Raw genomic sequence first — 20084 nt, forward strand, 5'->3', positions numbered from 1 at the left:
CACCACTCCGCTGGGCTGTACCTCCACCACGCCCATCAGTGTGACGGGTGTCGAAGCGCCAATCCTGCCTCCACTCAACCTGACTTTAAGTGCAGGTACAAGCCTAGACTTGACTACGCTCATTTCGCCAACGGGAGCATTATCAGCCTTAGTCGGTTTGACGAATGTTATAACAGCGGGGGTTCAGGTGATTACAACACCTGTATCGATAACGGTTGGTGTGAATCTGTTTGATGTGACATCAACAACGCCACTCGGTTGCACCACAACGACACCAATAATTATTATTGGAACGCCTAACCCTAGTGTTGGCATTGTAGTTACCCCTGGAGCTTGTCAATCGGCTACTAATCAGTATAATGTAACGGGTGTTCTCTCGCTAACGGATGCGGTTGATGGAGTCGCTACTATTACCGATGGTAGTAACTCAACTACTGTAGTGATTACGGCAGGGGTTACGTCTGTACCTTATGCATTGAGTGGATTGATATCGGGTACTGGCACCCATACGATTACTGTCGGTTATGCGACTAAGAACTTTAGTGCCACATATGTCGCTCCGCAAGCTTGTCTTCTGTCTCAACTACAAGTAGAAAAGATAGTCGATAAGACGATTGCACAACAAGGGCAGCTGCTTACGTATACACTGGTGGTTTCTAATGTAGGGAACGGTAATGCCAGCAACATTACGGTTCGGGATTCAACGTCTGCCGGACTATCCTTTGTATCGGGGTCTGCTACGGCTCCCGCTGGTACGACCTTTATCGCTGGGAATCCAGTTAGTATCTGGAGTATTGCCAGCCTGACAGCTGGTCAGAGCTTGAGCCTAACGTTCCAGGCAAAAGCAGACAGTGCAGGTATTCTATACAATGTAGCCATGGTTCCGGGCGATACTGCTAAAGTGTGTACTTCGGTTCCGGTTAAGGTTTGTCAGGGTAGTAGTTTTATCTTCGAGCTCTCTGTGGCTTCGGGACGTAGCAGTTATCAATGGTATAGAGATGGCGTCGAAATAGTAGGGGCCACAACCAATGTGCTAAGTGTAACCGCTGCTGGTACTTATTCGCTGGTAACTGACGGGAACAATGGGCTATGCTCGGATTTCAGCTGTTGTCCGTTCATTGTGGAAGAAGATACCTTGCCAACCTTCCAGGCCGTTGCGATACCAGTGACCTGTATTGGGAATACAGCGCAGGCAAATGGGCAGATTGTGCTAAGTCAATTCAAGGCTGGCTACACGTACCAGTATTCATTGGGGGCAACATTCGATGCTACTACTTCATTATCAGGTGCGGCCCAGTCGATCCCTGTTGATGGCATCATTGTGAATAACCTGGCTAACCCTGTTACAACCCAGTTGTATACGGTTCGGGTCTACAATGGGAGTGGTTGTTATCAGGATGTGACGGTAATGTTGGTGCCAACGACCTGCGCTTGCCCGGCCAGTGTGTGCGTCCCGTTGGTCATCAGACAAACCAAAGGGCCTAAACGAACAGGTCTCTAATGCCTTCTTCGGTGTTGTGATCAGATAGCCTTCGTTAGATCGCGTTACCTGACTTTCTTCCTGGAATCTCGGGTAACGCGATTTACAATAGGTACGCTCTGTTTGGGTCGTTTTGGTCAGTTTTGCGAATGCCAGTAAAATCTATATTAACTTATTGACAGTTGAGTTTTACTTAATAGGTTGTATCGTTTACTAACTATGGCATAAAATTTGGTTGGCTAATAACGTATGTTGACATGTGCATGTAACCTGTATAAATATCTTTGTTGATTCTTAGTGTATAATTAATTTCATTATTTTATATCTAATAGATAATTCACGGCATACTTTTTGGTTTCTGGTTGGCCAATCTTACTGATTCGCCAATATCAGCTTATTGTATGTCTACTTTCTACAACTTTTTAGGTGGGATACTCCCCGCTTTAGGAAACGCTATGTTTCCCAGAGCAACGTTTAGGGTCGTCTCGCGTATGTTCAGGGCGCTGTCGTATCACACGCTAATCCCATTCGTTGCGTTGCTACTGATGTCTGTTGGCTTCGCTAAGGCGCAATGCTCGATTACACTAACGCCCACCGTATCGGGATGCTATTCCGTAAGTGGAGTGAGCAAAGCGACTGTTAGCGTTGAGGTGGCCTGGGCAAATGCGCCTGACAACGATTACATTGTTGTAACAACGGGGGTACAAAGCCGAACAATCATTCCTGGGGTCTCGGTTATTACGTATCCTCAGCCCACTACGGTCGTTATTACAGGCTCCCAGAATATTGTCACGCCACAGGTTGTGGCCTTTGAGCTTACCTTAAGCGGAGGAGCCAGTACGGGTACTGTAACGGCGAAGTTTGCCAGTAATACCAGTTGCCAGGCCAGCCAGACCTACGCAATTCCGGCTGCCTGCCCACCAACAAGTTGTACAGGTACGCAGTTGGGTGGAACCGTTTTTCGGGATTTTAGCGCCGATGGAATTAAACAGGCAACCGAAACACAGGGTGTGGCCAGTGTGACCGTTACGGCCTTCGACTGTGATGGGGTTAAATATGGCCCAGTGGTGACTGACCAGTTTGGAAAGTATGTATTTACATCAACAGCTATAAAGTATCCGGTACGGATTGAGTTCAGAACGGCGGCCGGGAATGATATGGGAACCATTTATGGCTCCAGCAGTCATTCAAACGTGCAGTTCGTTGAGCAGGCCACCTGTTCGGTCGACCTGGGGATTGCGAACCCTTATCTCTATTGTCAGCCTGATCCTCAGATTTTTATTCCCTGCTATACGTATGGCGATCCATTAACGTTAAATCCGACTCCACCTGTTGCCACCTCGGCTCTTTCGGCTGGTGCTGCCGCTGTGGTTAGTTTTCCTTACGACGAAAGTACAACCGGGGCTACTGGTGTGAGCCACTGGTCGGATGCTGGCCAGGTCGGTACGGTTTGGGGGCTTGGTTATAACCGCCTTACCAAAGATGTATTTATGGCGGCTACCTTACACCGGCATTCGGGACTGGGGCCTCTGGGACTAGGTGGTATTTATGTGACCCACACCAAATCGTCGACGATCACCGAAGGATTTATTGATGTAACAACTTTGGGTGTTGATGTGGGAGCGGCTTCAGTGCCTGAAAATGGATCTGCCGGGCGCGGACTCTCGGCCGATCTGACCAAACCGAGCCATGACCCCGATGTATTTCCGCTGATTGGCAAAGTAGGGATAGGGGGACTGGAGGTTGCTGAGAACGGACAGAAACTCTGGTTCGTCAACCTGAACGATAAAAAGCTGTACAGTATTGATATTTCAGCTTACAATGCATCGGGTACGCTGCCCACCAAGTCAGATGTAAAATCGTATCCGATCCCTGATCCGGGTTGTGTGGGTGGGGAGTCTCGCCCCTGGGCTTTGCACATTTATAACAGTAAGTTATATGTAGGTACTGTGTGCGATGCTTTCGACTCGAAGAGTAAGTCTAAATTGCGGGCTTATGTGTACGCATTTGATCCGGGTACGGCAGTATTTACCCCCGTTTTTGATTTCCCATTAACGTATCCGAAAGGGTACGGTATTTCTCCGCTGAACTCGGCCGGTCAGGCTGGAGCCGATAGCACCGGCTGGTATCCCTGGACGGATACGTTTAATGATCTGGTGATTGCGACCAGTACGGCTGTTTATAAAAGCCTGGTTCACCCGCAACCCATTCTGGCTGATATTGATTTTGATGTCGATGGATCAATGGTGTTGGGCTTTGCCGACCGGACTGGTTTTCAGGGTGGTTACAATAACTACAGCCCCAATCCGTCGGAAACGCAATTGTATACTGTAAACCCAGCCGCTGGAGATATTCTGCGGGCGTATTACTCAAACGGCTCATACATCCTGGAAAATAATGGGAAAGTAGGACCGTATACGGGTGTTGGGGTGAACAACAACCAGGGGCCAGGCTTTGGCGAATTTTACGATGATAACTACATCAGTGGCACTCGATACGTTCATACCGAGCTTGTGTTAGGTGGTTTAGCCCTACGACTCGGTAGTGGACACGTTGTCGGGGCTACCATTGACCCGGTTACCAATATTGCCAATTCGGGTGGGGTTAAATACTGGAACAACGAAACAGGAAAGGCTGAAGCAGCCGCGATCGTTTATACGACCAGTACTGCGCCAGGTACCTTTGCGAAAGCAAGTGGCCTGGGCGAGCCGGAACTAAACTGCGACTTGCTGGAAGTAATCGAAATCGGTAACCGTGTTTGGGTTGATACTAACAAAGACGGTGTTCAGGACCCTTGCGAAAAGTCGATGTCGGGTGTTCAGGTCGATTTATATAAGGGAACAACCAAAATTGCCTCAACAACAACCAATGCGAACGGTGAATATTATTTCTCGTCGAAATCTGCATTAACATCAGGCACCTGGCTGGGTACCAGTGCCGACACAACGCTGCTGCCAAATACGGCCTACGCATTGGTGTTCGGTGCGGGCCAATTCAATAATAGTGTGCTGACCGTTAAAGGGAGTAAGCTTGAGTTGACGGTTGCGAACAGCACCACAACGAACGCGAGTGATCTGAACGATTCAGATGCGCTGATCGCAACCGTTGCTGGGGTCACGGCACCAGTTATTAGCCTGACAACGGGTAATGCTGGATATATCAATCACAACCTGGATGCGGGCTTTAGCTGTCTGCCAACGACGGTAGCCAGTGTATCGGTTACGGCAGCTACCTGCACTGGGGGCACAGCCAATAGCAATGCACGAATTACGGTATCGGGTATTCAAAACGCCGATAAGGTATTCCTGGTGGCGGCCAATAGTGTGCTGCCTTCGTATACAGCTACCGGTAGCCAGCCTGTGTCCGCATCGGCGGCTAGTTTCACGGGACTGAGCAATCCAGCCAGCACAAGTGGACAAAGCTATAGTGTAGTGGTCTATAATGGTCCCTGTTGCTACACGGTGCTTACAACGACGTTGCCATTTACCAATTGCTGTTCCTTATCGGCTACGGCTACGCCAACAGCTTGTAACAGTGTGACTAATAAATACACACTCGATGGTACCATTAGCCTTGTCGGTAATACCTCCGGTGGAGTGGCTACCATTACGAATGGTGTAGCCAGTACCACGGTAAGTATTGCGCCAAATGCGACAACGGCCAGCTATTCACTTATTGGGTTAATTTCCGACGGAGCCAGTCGTATAGTAACGGTGAGCTTATCGAGTTGTGGATCTGCTACGGCTGCATACGCGGCTCCTGCTTCGTGTACGGTGGCGGCAGTGTGTTCGATTTCAGCAACTGCTCAGGTAACCTGTCATAATAACGGGACACTCAATGTCGATACCGATGACTATATAACATTCCTGTTAACGCCTTATAGTGCCGGGCAGGGAAGCCGATTCACCGTAACTGCAACGCAAAATGGGACCCCCATTAGTTTGAGTTTATCGGATGGGACTTCATTGACCGCACTAAGCTATGCATATCCAACCCCGCTTCGTAGCCCCCTCGGTACGGCTGGGAAAGGCAATATTTTAGTGACGCTGACGGATGTCAATAATGCTACCTGTACTACCCAGATAACGATTGTTGACCCTGGCACCTGTGGAGCAGCCACTTGCGTAGGATCAACGACGCAAACGGTGACCTACACCTATCGAACACCCTTCCAGACAACTGAATTGGAGAACGTAGCCCTATTGTTACCGCAGTTTAATGATGGTTCCAAGACGTTGACGAAGGTCGATTTAAGCTATGGAATTGCGGAGGGAACGAATTTCTTGCTGGAAAATACAGCGGCTACTGCCGTTACCTATAGAGCTAACTTTACCAGTGATGTCACTATTAATTTAGGCGCAACCAGCTTATTGAGCCCAACCCTTTCCTATACAACAGGGACGATTTCGTTACCCGCTGGTGTTACGGTGGCTGCGCAAGACACGTATGGGGGTGATTTAGTATATTCGGGAACCCATCTGTCGACATTAGAAGGGATGAAAAGCTGGCTTTCCACCTACATGCTGGATATTTTTGTTGACCCCAGGACCGATGCTCGCTGGGTAACCAATGCAACGGGAAGTACGGGTACCGACGCTGATATCTATGTTGTGGCTCCTCAAACATTGACGGCAACAGGAGCGACCAGTTATACCTCCACCACTGATTTAAGTCAATTTATAGGTTCTGGTAATGTGCCTCTGACCGTAACTACGTTAAGTGGCATTGCATCCTCAGGGGGTGGGGGTAATGTTATTATGCAGCAAAACACCAAAGCATATGGCTATGCAACCGTTACCTATACATACACGTGTAATGTATCCTGTGCGCTTGCTGCAACCGCTACCCCAGGTACTTGTAATTCAGCTACTAACCAGTACTCTGTATCGGGCATTATCAACCTGACAGGTACATCCGGTGGGGTAGCTACCATCGCGGATGGCACCCATTCAACAACCATTAGCATTGGTGCATCTGCTACTTCCGTAGCCTACTCGCTAACAGGACTGGCCTCTGGTACGGGTTCTCATACTGTAACGGTGAGCTTGCCTGATTGTGGTACGACTACTGCCACTTATACGGCTCCCGCTTCCTGTACGGTGGCTCCCTGTGGGCTGGCCATGATTCTTACCCCTGGCCTGTGCCAGTCGGCCACCAATGGTTACGTGCTCTCAGGAACCCTGACGGCCACCAATGTGCCCACTAGCGGAACACTCACCATTAGCTCGGGAGCCTTCTCGCCCCGTAGTCTGACCTTACCTGTCGGCAACGCATCGGGAACATTCAGTTATTCTGGACTGGTTAGTGATGGGCAAGTCTATACGGTAACGGCCAGTTATTCTGACGGCGCCTGCTCTCCCGTTAGCCAGACCTATACGGCACCGGCCTCCTGCTCAGTAGCACCTGTCTGTTCGCTCTCCGCCACAGCTACCGCTGGCCTTTGTGCCACTGCGACCAACACCTACTCAGCTTCTGTGGTGGTCAGTCTGGCTAATGCACCAGCGGGTACGCTTACGGTCAATATTCCCGGCTCATCGCCTATCAGTCAGACGATTGTGGCTAATACATCATCGTTTACAGCTGTCTTCCAGGGATTAACCTCCGATGGGGCTAGTCATACCGCAACGATCAGTTTGCCCGGTTGCGGAACCACGACGGCAACCTTTACAGCACCGGCCTCCTGTTCGGTAGCGCCGGTCTGCTCCATTTCGGCAGTAGCTACGGCGGGTGTCTGCCAGACAGCCACCAACACGTATTCCTCAACTGTGGTCGTAACCGTTAAGAATCCAGTTTCGGGTACGCTCTCGATTATTGATGGGGCACAAACGCTGACTTTCTCGACGACGGCTAACGCCCAAAATACCTTTACGGCTACCTTCAACGGATTAACGTCTGATGGCACAACTCACACGGTGACGGCTTCACTGCCTGATTGCTCCACAGCTACTGCAACGTACACCGCTCCGGCTTCCTGTTCAATAGCTCCGGTTTGTAGTATCAGTGCGGTGGCCACAGCAGGTGTCTGTGCCACTGCGACCAACACCTACTCGGCTTCCGTGGTGGTCAGTCTGGCTAATGCACCAGCGGGTACGCTTACAATTAGTATTCCCGGCTCATCGCCTATCAGTCAGACGATTGTGGCTAATACATCATCGTTTACAGCTGTCTTCCAGGGATTAACCTCCGATGGGGCTAGTCATACCGCAACGATCAGTTTGCCCGGTTGTGGAACCACGACGGCAACCTTTACAGCACCGGCCTCCTGTTCGGTAGCGCCGGTCTGTAACCTGAGTCTGACAGCCAGTGGTGCCAACTGTAATCCTGCGACGAATCTGTATGTGCTTTCAGGAGCGATTACGTTGACGAATAGTCCTGCCAGCCAGACGCTGACGCTGACCGATGGGAGTTATGTGCGCTCACTGACGGCTTCTGCTGGAACGACCACGATCAACTATAGCTATACCACTCTGCAAAGCGATGGGGCCGTTCATACAGTAACGGTAACCAGCAGTGCCACCGCTTGCGGAACGGCTTCAGCAACCTACACCGCTCCGGCGAGCTGTACAGTAGCACCTGTATGTAGTGTGAGTGCATTAGCTACGCCGGGCATCTGTGCAAGCGCAACCAACACCTACTCCAGCACAGTTGCTGTAACGATGACCAACCCGACAGCAGGGACGTTGACGGTTACGGATGGGGTAAACAGTGTGACGTTTGCGGTAGCGGCCTCAACTGGTACAACGACGGCGAATGCGATTTTCAATGGATTAGTGTCAAATGGGGCAGTACATACGGTAACGGCGACCTTATCGGGTTGTTCGTCAACGACTACGACTTATACGGCTCCCGTTGCCTGTACGGTTTGTTCGACCAGTATCACTACCGCTTCATTGCCAAATGGGCAGGTAGGTACGGTGTATAGTCAGACGCTCACAACCAGCGGCAGTACGGGGGCGTTAAGCTTTACAAACGTGGGTAGCCTGCCAGCCGGTCTAACGCTGAACGGTAGCACTGGGGTAATTTCGGGAACACCTACGGCCAGCGGTACGGTTACGTTTACGATCGCGGTGACAGATGCAAAAAGCTGTTCAGACTCCCAGCCACTTACGATCATAATCAGTGATGCCCCCGTATGCTCCCTGACGGCAACGGCTACACCGGGTCAGTGTAATACGGCTACTAACCAGTACACGCTGACGGGTACAGTAGCAGCTACCAATGCCACCGGCACACAATCACTAACGATTTCGGTAGGGAGTGTGAAGACGGTGGTAAGCTTATCGGGTAACGGTCCGGTTAGTTACACCCTCGGTGGCTTGAATTCGGATGGAGCGGTGCATACCGTATCGATACTTTCATCGGCGACGGCCTGTGGATCGGCTTCGGTTACTTATGCGGCACCCGCTTCCTGTACAGTGGCGCTTGCCAGTCTGGGCGACTTTGTCTGGATTGACCTGAATAAGGATGGCATTCAGGATGGGATCGAACCAGGTATTGAAGGGGTAAAAGTGACTTTATTCATCAATGGCGGGGCTTCTACAACCACTACTACTGATGCCAGTGGTCTCTACTCCTTTACCGGCCTCACACCTGGCAATAGCTTCAGCTATGCAGTCGGTTTTACGGTACCTACTGGCTATACGACTACAATTCCGCTCAGTGGCACCGATAAGGCTAAAGATAGTGATGCTGATCTGATTACGGGTAAATCGGCTTCGGTTACGTTGGCTCCGGGTGAGTTTAATCAGACACTGGATGCCGGTTATATTGCTCCTGAATTACCAGCCGCCATTGCCAGCCTGGGTGACTTTGTATGGCTCGATTCGGACAAAAATGGGATACAGGATTTCGGTGAGCCGGGTATTCAGGGGGTAACCGCTATTCTATATATCAACGGGGCATCCTCGGCCACGACAGTGACCAATGCCAGTGGTTTCTACAGTTTCACCGGCCTGACACCAGGCAGTTCCAACTCGTACGTGGTCGGGTTTACGGCTCCAGCGGGCTATACGGCAACCACACCATATAGTGGTACTGATCGAACGAAGGATTCCAATGCGAACCTGATTACGGGTAAAACCGAAGCCGTTACGTTAACGGCAGGGGAATTCAATCGGACGCTGGATGCAGGTTATTATCTTCTGCCACCGGCTCTGACGTTGGATAAAGTAGTCGATAAGTCGAAAGCGAAGCAGGGAGATATTCTGACCTATACGCTGGTACTGACGAATATTGGGTCAACGACCGCTACAAATGTCACGGTACGGGATTCAACGACCATTGGCCTGAGCTACGTTGCCAATTCGGCTTCAGCACCAGTAGGCACTACGTTTACACAGGGTAATCCGATCAGTCTCTGGACGGTATCGAGTCTTACGCCCGGTCAAAGCCTATCGCTGACGTTCCAGGCTAAAGCCGATAGTTCGGGTATTCTGTACAATGTAGCGACTATTCCGGGCGATACGGCTAAGGTGTGTACATCGGTTCCGGTGAGGGTATGCCAGGGTAGCGGTTATCTCTTCGAACTTACCGTGGCTGCCGGACGCAGTAGTTATAAGTGGTACCGCGATGGCATTGAGATTGTTGGCGCCACCACGAATGTACTGAGTGTGACAGCCGCAGGTACCTACTCATTGCTAGCAGATGGAGGGACTGGACAATGCGCTGATTTTAGTTGCTGTCCGTTCATTGTGGAAGAGGATACCCTCCCCACGTTCAAGGCGGTTGCTATACCCGTTACCTGCGTTGGTAATGTGGCCCAGACCAACGGACAGATTGTTCTGAGTGAGTTTAAAGCCGGGTATACCTATCAGTATTCGCTGGGTAGTACGTTCAATGCATCGGCAACGCTATCAGGTGCTGCCAAGGCCATTCCCGTTGGCGGTGTCATTGTATCGAATCTGGTTAATCCCGTCACGACTCAGAACTATACCATTCGGGTGTATAATAGCAATGGATGTTATACGGATGTGACGGTATTGCTGACCCCAACCGTTTGTGGATGCCCGGCCAGTGTATGTGTACCGTTGGTCATTCGCCAAACCAAAGGGCCTAAGCGGGCTGGTCATTAAAACCCAACGATTGCCTTAAAATAGCAAAACTGCCTTAGAGGGCTTTGGCTGATTGTCTTCTTCTCGGAGGATGGTCGGTAAAGCCGTCTAAGGCAGTTTTTGCTAGTGATCTTTTGATTTATTTCGTGTAGGAAAATGGTACAATAGAGCTGATTGTTAGAATTTTATTCGTTCGATCGAGGAGATTAGGAAATAAAATGGTTATTTGAGTGTCCAGAACTCACTCATCCAGCACATTCTTTTTACCTTTCTCGCAGCCTCATGAAAAAGTGTATCTTTTTCTGCCTGGCGACAGGCTTTTTTCTCTTAAAAACCCTATGGCTCAGCGCGCAATCGTTTACGTTGGAAGCCATTAAAAGTTATCCGTTCCCAAGTGGTCTGACCAGCTCGGCGCAGGGGTCGCGTATTGCTTGGGCATTCGATGAACAGGGTAAACGCAACGTATACGTAGCCGAAGGGTCGGATTTTACACCTCGCAAGCTGACCAATTATACCGACGATGACGGGCAGGAAATCACTAGTCTGTCGATTTCGGACGATGGCAAATGGGTCGTGTACGTGCGCGGGGGCGATCATGGCTCCAACTGGGACGATGAACTTCCGGTCAACACGATGGCATCGCCCATTGCGCCTAAAGTACAGATATGGACGGTTCCATTTGCCGGTGGCGAACCCAAAGCCATTGCCGAGGGGGATGAACCGACGCTTTCGCCAAAAAGCGACAAAATTGCGTTTGTAAAAGGTGGGCAAATCTGGATAGCACCCATCGATGGATCAGGCACGGCAAAGGTGTTGTTTAGTGCCAAAGGAACCAACGGCTCTATCGAATGGTCGCCAGATGGGTCGAAACTGGCGTTCGTCTGCGACCGTAGAGATCATGCCTTCATCGGTGTGTTTACCGATGAAAAAACACCGATTACCTGGATAGCACCTTCGTTCTCCAGAGACGATTCACCCCGTTGGTCGCCGGATGGCAAGCGGTTGGTTTTTGTGCGTACATCGGGTACAGGTGGTGCTCCCGATTCGATTATGGCCCGCCGTCACCGTCCCTGGTCGATCTGGACGGCCGATGTGGCTACCGGGCTGGGTTCGCAACTCTGGCAGGCGCCTAAAACATTGGCCGGTTCGGTACCTACCACGCATGGCGGCTATAATCTGCACTGGGCCGCTGGCGACCGGATCGTATTTCTGTCGTATCAGGATGGCTGGCCTCATCTGTATTCGGTACCCTCTACCGGCGGAACACCGCTGCTGCTGACACCCGGAACGTTTATGGCCGAGCACATTACACTGAGTCATGACGGGAAATGGCTTTTGTTCAGCGCCAATACGGGCCCCGATAAATTGGATATTGATCGTCGTCATGCGGTTCGCGTACCTGTCGATAAGGCGGCTATGGACGTGCTGACACCAGGTTCGGGCCTGGAGTGGATGCCCGTCGTTACGGGTGATGGCTCAACAGTAGCGATGTTCAGCGCGACCGCACAGCGGTCACCGCTTCCGGCCGTGATGGCATTTACGAAAGGAACACCTAAACTATTGGGGCAGAATCTGATTCCGGCCACGTTTCCTCAGAATCAGTTAGTAACACCCAAACAGGTTGTATACAAAGCACCGGATGGCATGACGGTACATGGGCAACTGTTTGAGCCTGCGAGTGGTTCGGGTAAGAAACCGGCGATTATTTACGTGCATGGAGGCCCTCCCCGGCAGATGCTGCTCGGCTGGAACTACTCCGACTACTATGCCAACTCCTACGCCATCAACCAGTACCTGGCTAGTCAGGGTTTTGTGGTGCTATCGGTAAACTATCGGCTGGGAATTGGCTATGGGTACGAGTTTCATCAGCCTGCTAGTGGAGGAGCGTTGGGTGCTTCAGAGTATCAGGATGTGAAAGCGGGGGCGCAATGGCTGGCCGAACAGCCGCAGGTCGATGCCGCCCGCATTGGCATTTATGGGGGGTCCTATGGAGGGTACCTAACCGCGCTAGCCCTTGCTCGTGATTCTAAGCTCTTTGCGGCCGGGGTTGATATTCACGGGGTTCACGACTGGAGTTCGCAACGGGGTGCCGGAGGGGGAGAAGCCCCTAGCGCCATGCGGTTCGAAAAAATCCCTGATCTGGAACCCGCCAGCAAACTCGTCTACCAATCATCACCCATTTCATCGGTCAGCACCTGGACGTCGCCCGTACTCATTATTCACGGCGACGACGACCGTAACGTTCGGGTCAGCCAAAGTACCGATCTGGTTCGGCGGCTGGAAAAACAGGGTGTTTCGATGGAGACGCTCATCATTCCCGACGATACGCACCACTGGATGAAACATACCAACGCCCTAAAAATGGGCAACGCTACCGCCGATTATTTCAAACGGAAGCTTATGAAAGCCAGGCAGTAGTTTCAGTTCTTAACTAATCAACAAACTCATGTCATTTTTTACCAACCGACGAAGGGCGGCAGCGTTGCTACTGGCAGGCCTTACTGTGGGCCAGGTGTCGCTTCGGGCGCAGTCTGTCGATGAGACCTATAATCAGAAAATCAGGGAATACACGACGGATAAGCGGTTTCTGCCAGCCTCTGTTCTGAACCTGCCCGACGACCCTAAGGTGCCGTCGCCCCTTAAGCATTTTGGACAGATTGTTGGCGCACCGGGTGTCATTCACCGGACTGCTGAAATTTATGGCTATTACCAGAAGCTGGCACAGACATCGCCCAACATCAGTATGCAGCAGGTGAGCACGACGGAAGAAGGTCGTCCGGTTCAACTGGTGGCTATTGGGAGTGAGGACGCCATGAAACGGCTTGATCATTACAAAAAACAACTCGCTCTGCTGGCCGATCCGCGTAAAGTAGGTAATCAGGACATCGAGAAGATACTGGGCGATACCAAGCTGGTCTATTATCTGAACGGGGGCCTGCACTCACCCGAAATGGGGTCGCCGGAAATGCTGATGGAGCTGGCTTACCGGCTGGTCACCAGCCAGACACCCGAAATTAAAACCATCCGTGATAATATCATTGTGATTATCAATCCCGTATCGGAACCTGACGGCTGGGATAAGCAGGTCGACTGGTATTATCGCTACACCAAAGCCCGGAAGGACTATGACGATGGTTTCCCGAAATCGCCACCCTACTGGGGTAAGTACGTGTATCACGACAACAACCGCGATGGGTTGCAGGTGTCGCAGGCGATTACGAAAGCGATGTTTAAGATCTATTACGACTGGCACCCGACCGTCAGCCTGGATTTACACGAATCGGTTCCGTTGCTTTACATCTCAACTGGAACGGGACCTTACAACGAAACCATCGACCCAATTACCATTGGCGAATGGCAAACGATGGCCAACCACGATATTACTTCCCTGGCAGCACAGGGTATTCCGGGCGTGTTTACCTGGGCGTTTTACGATGGCTGGTATCCGGGCTATGCTCTCTGGATTTCCAACAACCACAATGCGGCCGGGCGGTTTTATGAAACATTCGGAAATGCCGGAGCCAACACCTACCTGCGCGATCTGGCCAACCAGAAATATGCCGGTGACGATGTCACTTCAAAAGAATGGTATCGGCCCGATCCGGCTACGGAAAAAGTCTACTGGTCGTACCGGAACGGTATCAACTACATGCAGGCGGGGGTATTGGCGTCGCTGTCGTATGGCGCCACCAACAGCCGGATGTTGCTGAAGAACTTCTATCAGAAAGGGCTGAACAACATTCGGAAAGGAACCGAAGAAAAACCACGGGCCTTTGTAATTCCGAAAGATCAACGCGATCCGGCTATGGCGGCCTATCTGATTAATCAGCTTCGGGCGCAGGACATTGAAGTGCACAAAGCGGAATCCGGTAAAAATCAGGGCGATTATGTGGTGTTGCTGAATCAGCCGTACCGAAATCTGGCGGTATCGCTACTGACGAAACAGAACTACCCGAAAGAAGCCAAGTTTCCACCCTACGACGACATTGCCTGGACGTTGGGGTATTTATATGGCGTTGATGTGAAAGCCGAAGACAGTGTAAAATATGCTACAGGCGATCTGAAACTGATTAGCGAGGACGTGAACTATGGTGGAAAAATCGACGGTGAGGGGACCAATTACGTGCTGAATTATAAAGGCCAGAACAACCTGCTACCTGCGCTGATCTGGCTGAAAGGGCAGGGCAAGCAGGTCAAAGCGATGGTACTAGATACCAAGGCTACGATTGAAGGTAGTAAAGATACACTGGCGGCTGGTGCAGTGGTGTTCAAAGGGTTAACAGCCGATCAGTCCAAAAAGCTGGCCACCCAGTTCGGTTTGGATTTACACGCTACAAAAGCTAATCCAGAGGCTGTCGGAGGGTCGTTACGGCAGCACGATATTAACCTGCCACGGGTGGCGATCTACCACAGCTGGTACAATACCCAGGATGAAGGCTGGGCACGCTTTACGTTTGAGCAACGCGGTATTCCCTACACATCCATCAACAAAGACCACCTGAAAGCGGGTGAACTTCGGAAGAAATTTGATGTAATCCTGATCCCCCGAATGCGTGGTTCGGCCACCAATTTCATTCACGAGATCGATTCCCGATTTGGGCCATTACCCTTTACCAAAACGCCGGAGTTTCCGTCGCATGGCTTCCCGGATGCAACAACGGATATTACGGGTGGACCAGGATTCGAAGGGGTCGATAATCTCAAAAAGTTTGTGGAGCAGGGGGGCGTATTGGTTACGCTGGATAACTCATCGGCCATGATTGCCGAAACAGGCATCACCCGCGATCTGGATCAGGCCAGCGCGCCAACCTTATTCCATCCGGGCTCTGTCGTAACGGTAAAAAACCGGAAACCCGACAGCCCGATCATGTATGGCTTTCCCGAAACTTTCCCGATTTTCCGGGGTATTGCGCCGTTGTTGCAAACCAAAAAGGCCAATCGGGATATGATGGTGATGCAGTACGGAACCAAACCGCTGAAGGATGAAGAAGAGTACAAAGGAGCCATTATGGGTATGCCCGATAAAAAACCCGTGAAAGAAGCGGCTAAACCTGCGAACCCGAAAAAAGAAGAGCCCTATGTGCTTTCGGGGATGGTACGAAATGAGCAGACCATCATCGGGCATGGTGGTATTTTCAACGTCCCGGTTGGAGCTGGCCGGGTCGTGGCGTTCACCTTCGATCCCCTACACCGTTTCCTGAATCACCACGATGCACCATTGGTCTGGAACGTGCTCATCAACTGGAATCACCTGGATACACCCGCTACTCCAAACGCAACGGCAGATAAGACGAATTCGACCGGCAAAGTCAGCGGGCAATAGATAAGGTGTAGAATGTAGCCTGTTAGGGCGATTATGATTTACATAGATCATAACCACCCTAACAGGCTGCCTTCTATCTACTATAATTCAATACCCAGCTCAGGCCAAATTTATCAGTAAGGGAACCGAATAGAGCACCCCAGAACATATCAGAAAGCGGGTCTTTGATTTGTCCTCCTTCAGCGAGTGTACTGAAAAAGCGACGGATATCTTCTTCGCTACGGCAATTGATCGATAAGGTAACTGAATTCCCAGCGATCAGGCTCGAGCCCATCATATCCGACCCCATTAATAGCAGGTGACCGTCTTTGGTTAAACCGGCATGTAAAATTCTGTCTTTGATTTCGTCAGACATTTGGTCACTTATGGGGGATTCGCCAATAGTTTGCAGATTCAGTTCGCCCCCCAGGCATTCCCTATAAAACATCATGGCTTCGCGGCAGTTGCCGTTGAAGTTCAGATAAGGATTGATTTGCGTCATCGTATGTTGTTGTTCGGTTTTGAGAATTGCAACGGCGAATCGTCCTCCTGTCGGTTACTCATAACCGACAGCACATCAGTAACCAGCACTACATTGGTTTGTGGTGTCAGATGCTCTCATCTGACATAGAGAGGTTTCTCAAAACCTCATGCATTGTTCAGTTTTCAGAAACGCAACGGCGAATCGTCCTTCTGTCGGTTATGAGTAACCGACAGCACAATAGCCTCTTACTGTGCCTCAGTATCTAAACCTGGTCGATCTACCTCATAGTAAAGCCCGACAACGCCCGAACTGAACGATCTGGATTTGGTCAGTTTCAGCTTGATCCGATCATGTATTTGGGCGAATAGTGGCTTACCCGCGCCCAGCAGAATCGGCTCCAGTTTGATGCGGTATTCGTCAATCAGATTCTGCTCGGCAAGGGCAGCTACCAGGGTCGCACCGCCGAATACGATGATGTCGCCACCGGGTTGTTTTTTTAACTGCGCAACTTCTTCCGCCAGATCGTGTTGGGCCAAACGGGAGTTTGTCCAGTCGACGGTTTTCAGCGTTTTTGAAAAGACGATTTTGGGCGTATTAATCATCCAGTAAGCAAAGTCGACCAGTTCGGGCGGGGTGTTGGGCATGGAAGGAACGGTAGGCCAGAAACTAGCGAATCCTTCGTACAGTACCCGGCCAACGAGCATCGTATCGACCGTTTTCTGGAAGTCGGACGCCATAAATTCACCCATCTCGTGGTCGTCCATCGTCATCCAGTCCTGTTCATTGTTAGGGCCACACACAAAGCCGTCGAGTGAGACGTGCATAAATAAAATTAACTTCCTCATTTTGAAAGAATTATTAGTTGTTTACAAGGCAAATATACGTGTTCGGGACGTTACTTTTAACGGGAAAGTGCGCCAAAAAAAGGGTTGATTACGCCAATAAATTTACCTATTTTTGACTCATGAAACACATCTCCATACTCGTTCCACAGGGGGCTATTTTAGGTAGCCTTGAAGGATCGCGCCAACTGCTTACACAGGTAAATCAATTTGCAAAAGCAAAAGGAGCCAAGCCGTTGTTTCAGGTTCAATTAGTAGGACTTTCGCACGAAATTAAATTAAGTGGTGGCTCGTTCACCGCTCATGCGGATCGATTAATTGACGAGGTAAAAAAAACGGATTTAATTATCATTCCAGCGCTGGATGGAGATATACAAAAAGCTATTGAAACCAATCGTGATTTTATCCCCTGGATTATTAAACAATACCAGCGTGGTGCCGAAGTTGCCAGTCTTTGTTTAGGCGCTTTTCTACTGGCATCAACGGGTTTATTAAAAGGTCGGCAATGCGCTACTCACTGGCTGGCTACCAACGAATTTCGGCAGTTATTCCCCGACGTAAACCTGGTAACAGAGCGTATTATTACCGACGAACAGGGCATTTACTCAAGCGGAGGGGCTTTTTCGTACCTGAATCTGATTCTTTACCTGATCGAGAAATACGTAGGGCGTGAGGTGGCTGTTCTGTCAGCAAAAGTATTTGCCATTGAAATAGAGCGGGATAGCCAATCGGCCTTTACTATTTTTCAGGGGCAGAAAGCCCATGAGGATGATTCGGTGAAAAAGGCGCAGGAATATATTGAAGCGAATTTCCAGGAAAAAATAACAATCGATCAACTCGCTGATTTAGTATCTGTTAGCCGGAGAAGTTTGGAACGCCGATTCAAAAAAGCAACCTGCAATACCGTCATTGAATATATACAGCGTGTGAAAATTGAAGCTGCTAAAAAACACTTCGAAACGAACCGAAAAAATGTGGCGGAAGTGATGTTCGATGTAGGTTATACCGATACAAAATCGTTCCGAACAACGTTCAAAAAAATTACAGGTTTATCGCCCCTTGATTACCGGAATAAATACAACAAAGAAGCGTTGTCTTTGAACTAAGCAGTACAGAACTATGAAGCTGGCTAAAAGGCCCTAAAAAACGTTTATGGCTTAGAGAGTTCACTGCTTAAACTGCCCCAGAATATAGTCGTAAAAATCAGCCGTTTTTACGTCGGTCGCAATCGTCAACTCATACCCAGTATCGTCCAGATACGTTTGCCCGGCATTAGGTGGACGGGTGCTTACATTGGCTTTGACGGTTTCGGTGGTGAAATAGTCAGGAATGGCCAGGTAGCTCGTTGCCAGGATATCCCACATGAAGTAGGTATAATGATAGCTCGGAATCGTATCCAGGGTTAGTGCCCACAATTGCCCGGTCAGGTTTGAGAGTTTATAATCAATCTGTGTGGCTAATCGGGACAGAAACTGTTTGGTAACGGGTACGTGGTTGGTTACATCCAGTGGAATCAAGGTAAGGGGCAACTCATATGAGACCAGTTTTTGCGAACTAATGGGGTCCCAGAAAACATTCCATTCCGCACTACCGTCGTGCTGAAACGTCTGGACATTACCCGAAGTCCGAAACGCACCCGCCATCCAGACAATCGAGCCAATTTTTGCTTTTAAGTCCGGTGCTTTTTCGAGTGCCAGAACCAGATTGGAGCAAGGCCCGGTCATGAGAATAGAAACGGGGCCGCTGGCCACTGCCAGTTTGTCGATGATCAGATCAGGAGCACTGAGGTAGCCATACGGATCGGGCGATTTAGGCAGGTTAATCAGCATCGGTAAGGCGTTGATAATCTCTGGCCGGGCTCGCCATTCGTTGGGAAACGCATTGATGCCATAGTAGTCGCCCCGACCAAGTGGAACCGACTCTTTCCCCATAATCTGGAGCAACTTATAGGCCGATTCGAGGGCAGGCTCAATAAAACAGTCGGCAGGGGTTACCGTTACACCGATCAATTCGACATCGGGCATGGTCAGCACCAGCAACTGTGATAGCAGATCGTCGATAGCCCCATCGTGGTCCATCAAAAGAGGGGTAGGCATTACTTTTTATTGGCTAAGTGCTTGGCAAGCAGATTCAACGTATGTTCCAGGGCTTTGGTATCGCTCCATTCGTCGTGTCCGGGGATAACGATACGGGCTTTGCCAAATTTTGTCATCACATTCCGGATGGAGTTTCCCCACTCGGCCAGATTGGCGTCACCAAGAAAGCCCATGCCAAAGGCGCCGACACTTTTCACTAAACAGCCACCATGCAGAATCCGCTGGTTGGGCAGATAAACCACGATGTTGTCGCTCGTATGGCCTTCACCCGGAAAGTAGCAGCGAATCGGTTCTCCACCAATGGTAAACGTCGTGTCGGATGGTAAAATGCCTTCCGGTGATGGGTAACCTTCTTTAATCGAGTTTTTTGCGGTCAGTGGCGTACTGACAACCCGTACGCCCGCCCGTTGAAGGGCACCCGTACCGCCCACGCGATCGCCGTGTGCGTGCGTAGCAATGCATAGCCGCACAGGTTTGTGTAAATTATCCTTTACCCACTGAAGGATTTGCTGGGTGTTATCGGCGATTGAATCTGTATCCCAACCCGTATCGACAAGCACAACCCCATCCTTCGTGTTAATGATCAGTCCGTTGGAAGGTACCGCTTCGTTTTGATAAAGGCCGTAGGTGATATGAACATACACCTTATCGTTGAGGGGGACAACCTTCAGTTTAGGCTTCTGTACCGATTGAGCGAAGGAAGAGTAAGGGAGCAGGGCTACTAACAGCAGAAAAAGAACAGGCATTGGAAAACGGGCTGGGTTTGTTTCGTACATAAAACGCAGATTGTTATGATCTGTGTGAATCAGAGTCATCATAAAAATCTGCGT

9 protein-coding genes are annotated in these 20084 nt (G+C 50.3%); 5 read left to right on the forward strand and 4 right to left on the reverse strand.

All coding sequences use genetic code 11. The features are described 5' to 3' along the window. The 4 genes from BGO59_RS15670 to BGO59_RS15685 all read left to right on the forward strand — a co-directional run. Positions 1-1501, forward strand: a 1501-nt coding sequence (locus tag BGO59_RS15670; protein WP_293684568.1) for a DUF11 domain-containing protein, incomplete at its 5' end; no start/stop codon positions are given. A 434-nt stretch (positions 1502-1935) separates the two neighbouring features. Continuing rightward, the gene (locus tag BGO59_RS15675; protein ID WP_293684569.1) at positions 1936-10551 is read left to right on the forward strand and encodes an SdrD B-like domain-containing protein; all 8616 of its coding nucleotides are present in this window, start codon (positions 1936-1938) and stop codon (positions 10549-10551) included. A gap of 261 nt (positions 10552-10812) precedes the next feature. Further along, positions 10813-12948: a prolyl oligopeptidase family serine peptidase gene (locus BGO59_RS15680; RefSeq protein WP_293684570.1), complete on the forward strand. Its 2136-nt coding sequence runs from the start codon at positions 10813-10815 to the stop codon at positions 12946-12948. A gap of 28 nt (positions 12949-12976) precedes the next feature. Then, positions 12977-15853, forward strand: coding sequence for a M14 family zinc carboxypeptidase (locus tag BGO59_RS15685; RefSeq protein WP_293684571.1), 2877 nt, complete (start codon positions 12977-12979; stop codon positions 15851-15853). Positions 15854-15926: 73 nt separating this feature from the next. Here BGO59_RS15685 and BGO59_RS15690 read toward each other — a convergent pair whose 3' ends face one another. Continuing rightward, positions 15927-16334, reverse strand: a complete 408-nt coding sequence (locus BGO59_RS15690; RefSeq protein ID WP_293684572.1) for a VOC family protein — start codon at positions 16332-16334, stop codon at positions 15927-15929. A 227-nt stretch (positions 16335-16561) separates the two neighbouring features. After that, a complete protein-coding gene (locus BGO59_RS15695) occupies positions 16562-17161 on the reverse strand; it encodes a dihydrofolate reductase family protein (RefSeq protein ID WP_293684573.1) in 600 nt (199 codons plus the stop codon). 119 nt (positions 17162-17280) lie between these two features. Here BGO59_RS15695 and BGO59_RS15700 point away from each other — a divergent pair, with 119 nt between their 5' ends. Further along, entirely contained in the window at positions 17281-18264 is a 984-nt protein-coding gene (locus BGO59_RS15700) for a GlxA family transcriptional regulator (RefSeq protein WP_293684574.1), read from the forward strand. Positions 18265-18324: 60 nt separating this feature from the next. Here the strand turns inward: BGO59_RS15700 and BGO59_RS15705 are convergent, their stop codons facing one another. Then, entirely contained in the window at positions 18325-19254 is a 930-nt protein-coding gene (locus tag BGO59_RS15705) for a nucleoside hydrolase (protein WP_293684575.1), read from the reverse strand. Beyond that, positions 19254-20072: a subclass B1 metallo-beta-lactamase gene (gene bla, locus BGO59_RS15710; protein WP_293684576.1), complete on the reverse strand. Its 819-nt coding sequence runs from the start codon at positions 20070-20072 to the stop codon at positions 19254-19256. Before bla ends, BGO59_RS15705 begins: the two co-directional genes overlap by 1 nt. Between the last annotated feature and the right edge of the window lie 12 nt (positions 20073-20084).

Source organism: Spirosoma sp. 48-14, from assembly GCF_001898575.1.
Classification (GTDB): Bacteria; Bacteroidota; Bacteroidia; order Cytophagales; family Spirosomataceae; genus Spirosoma.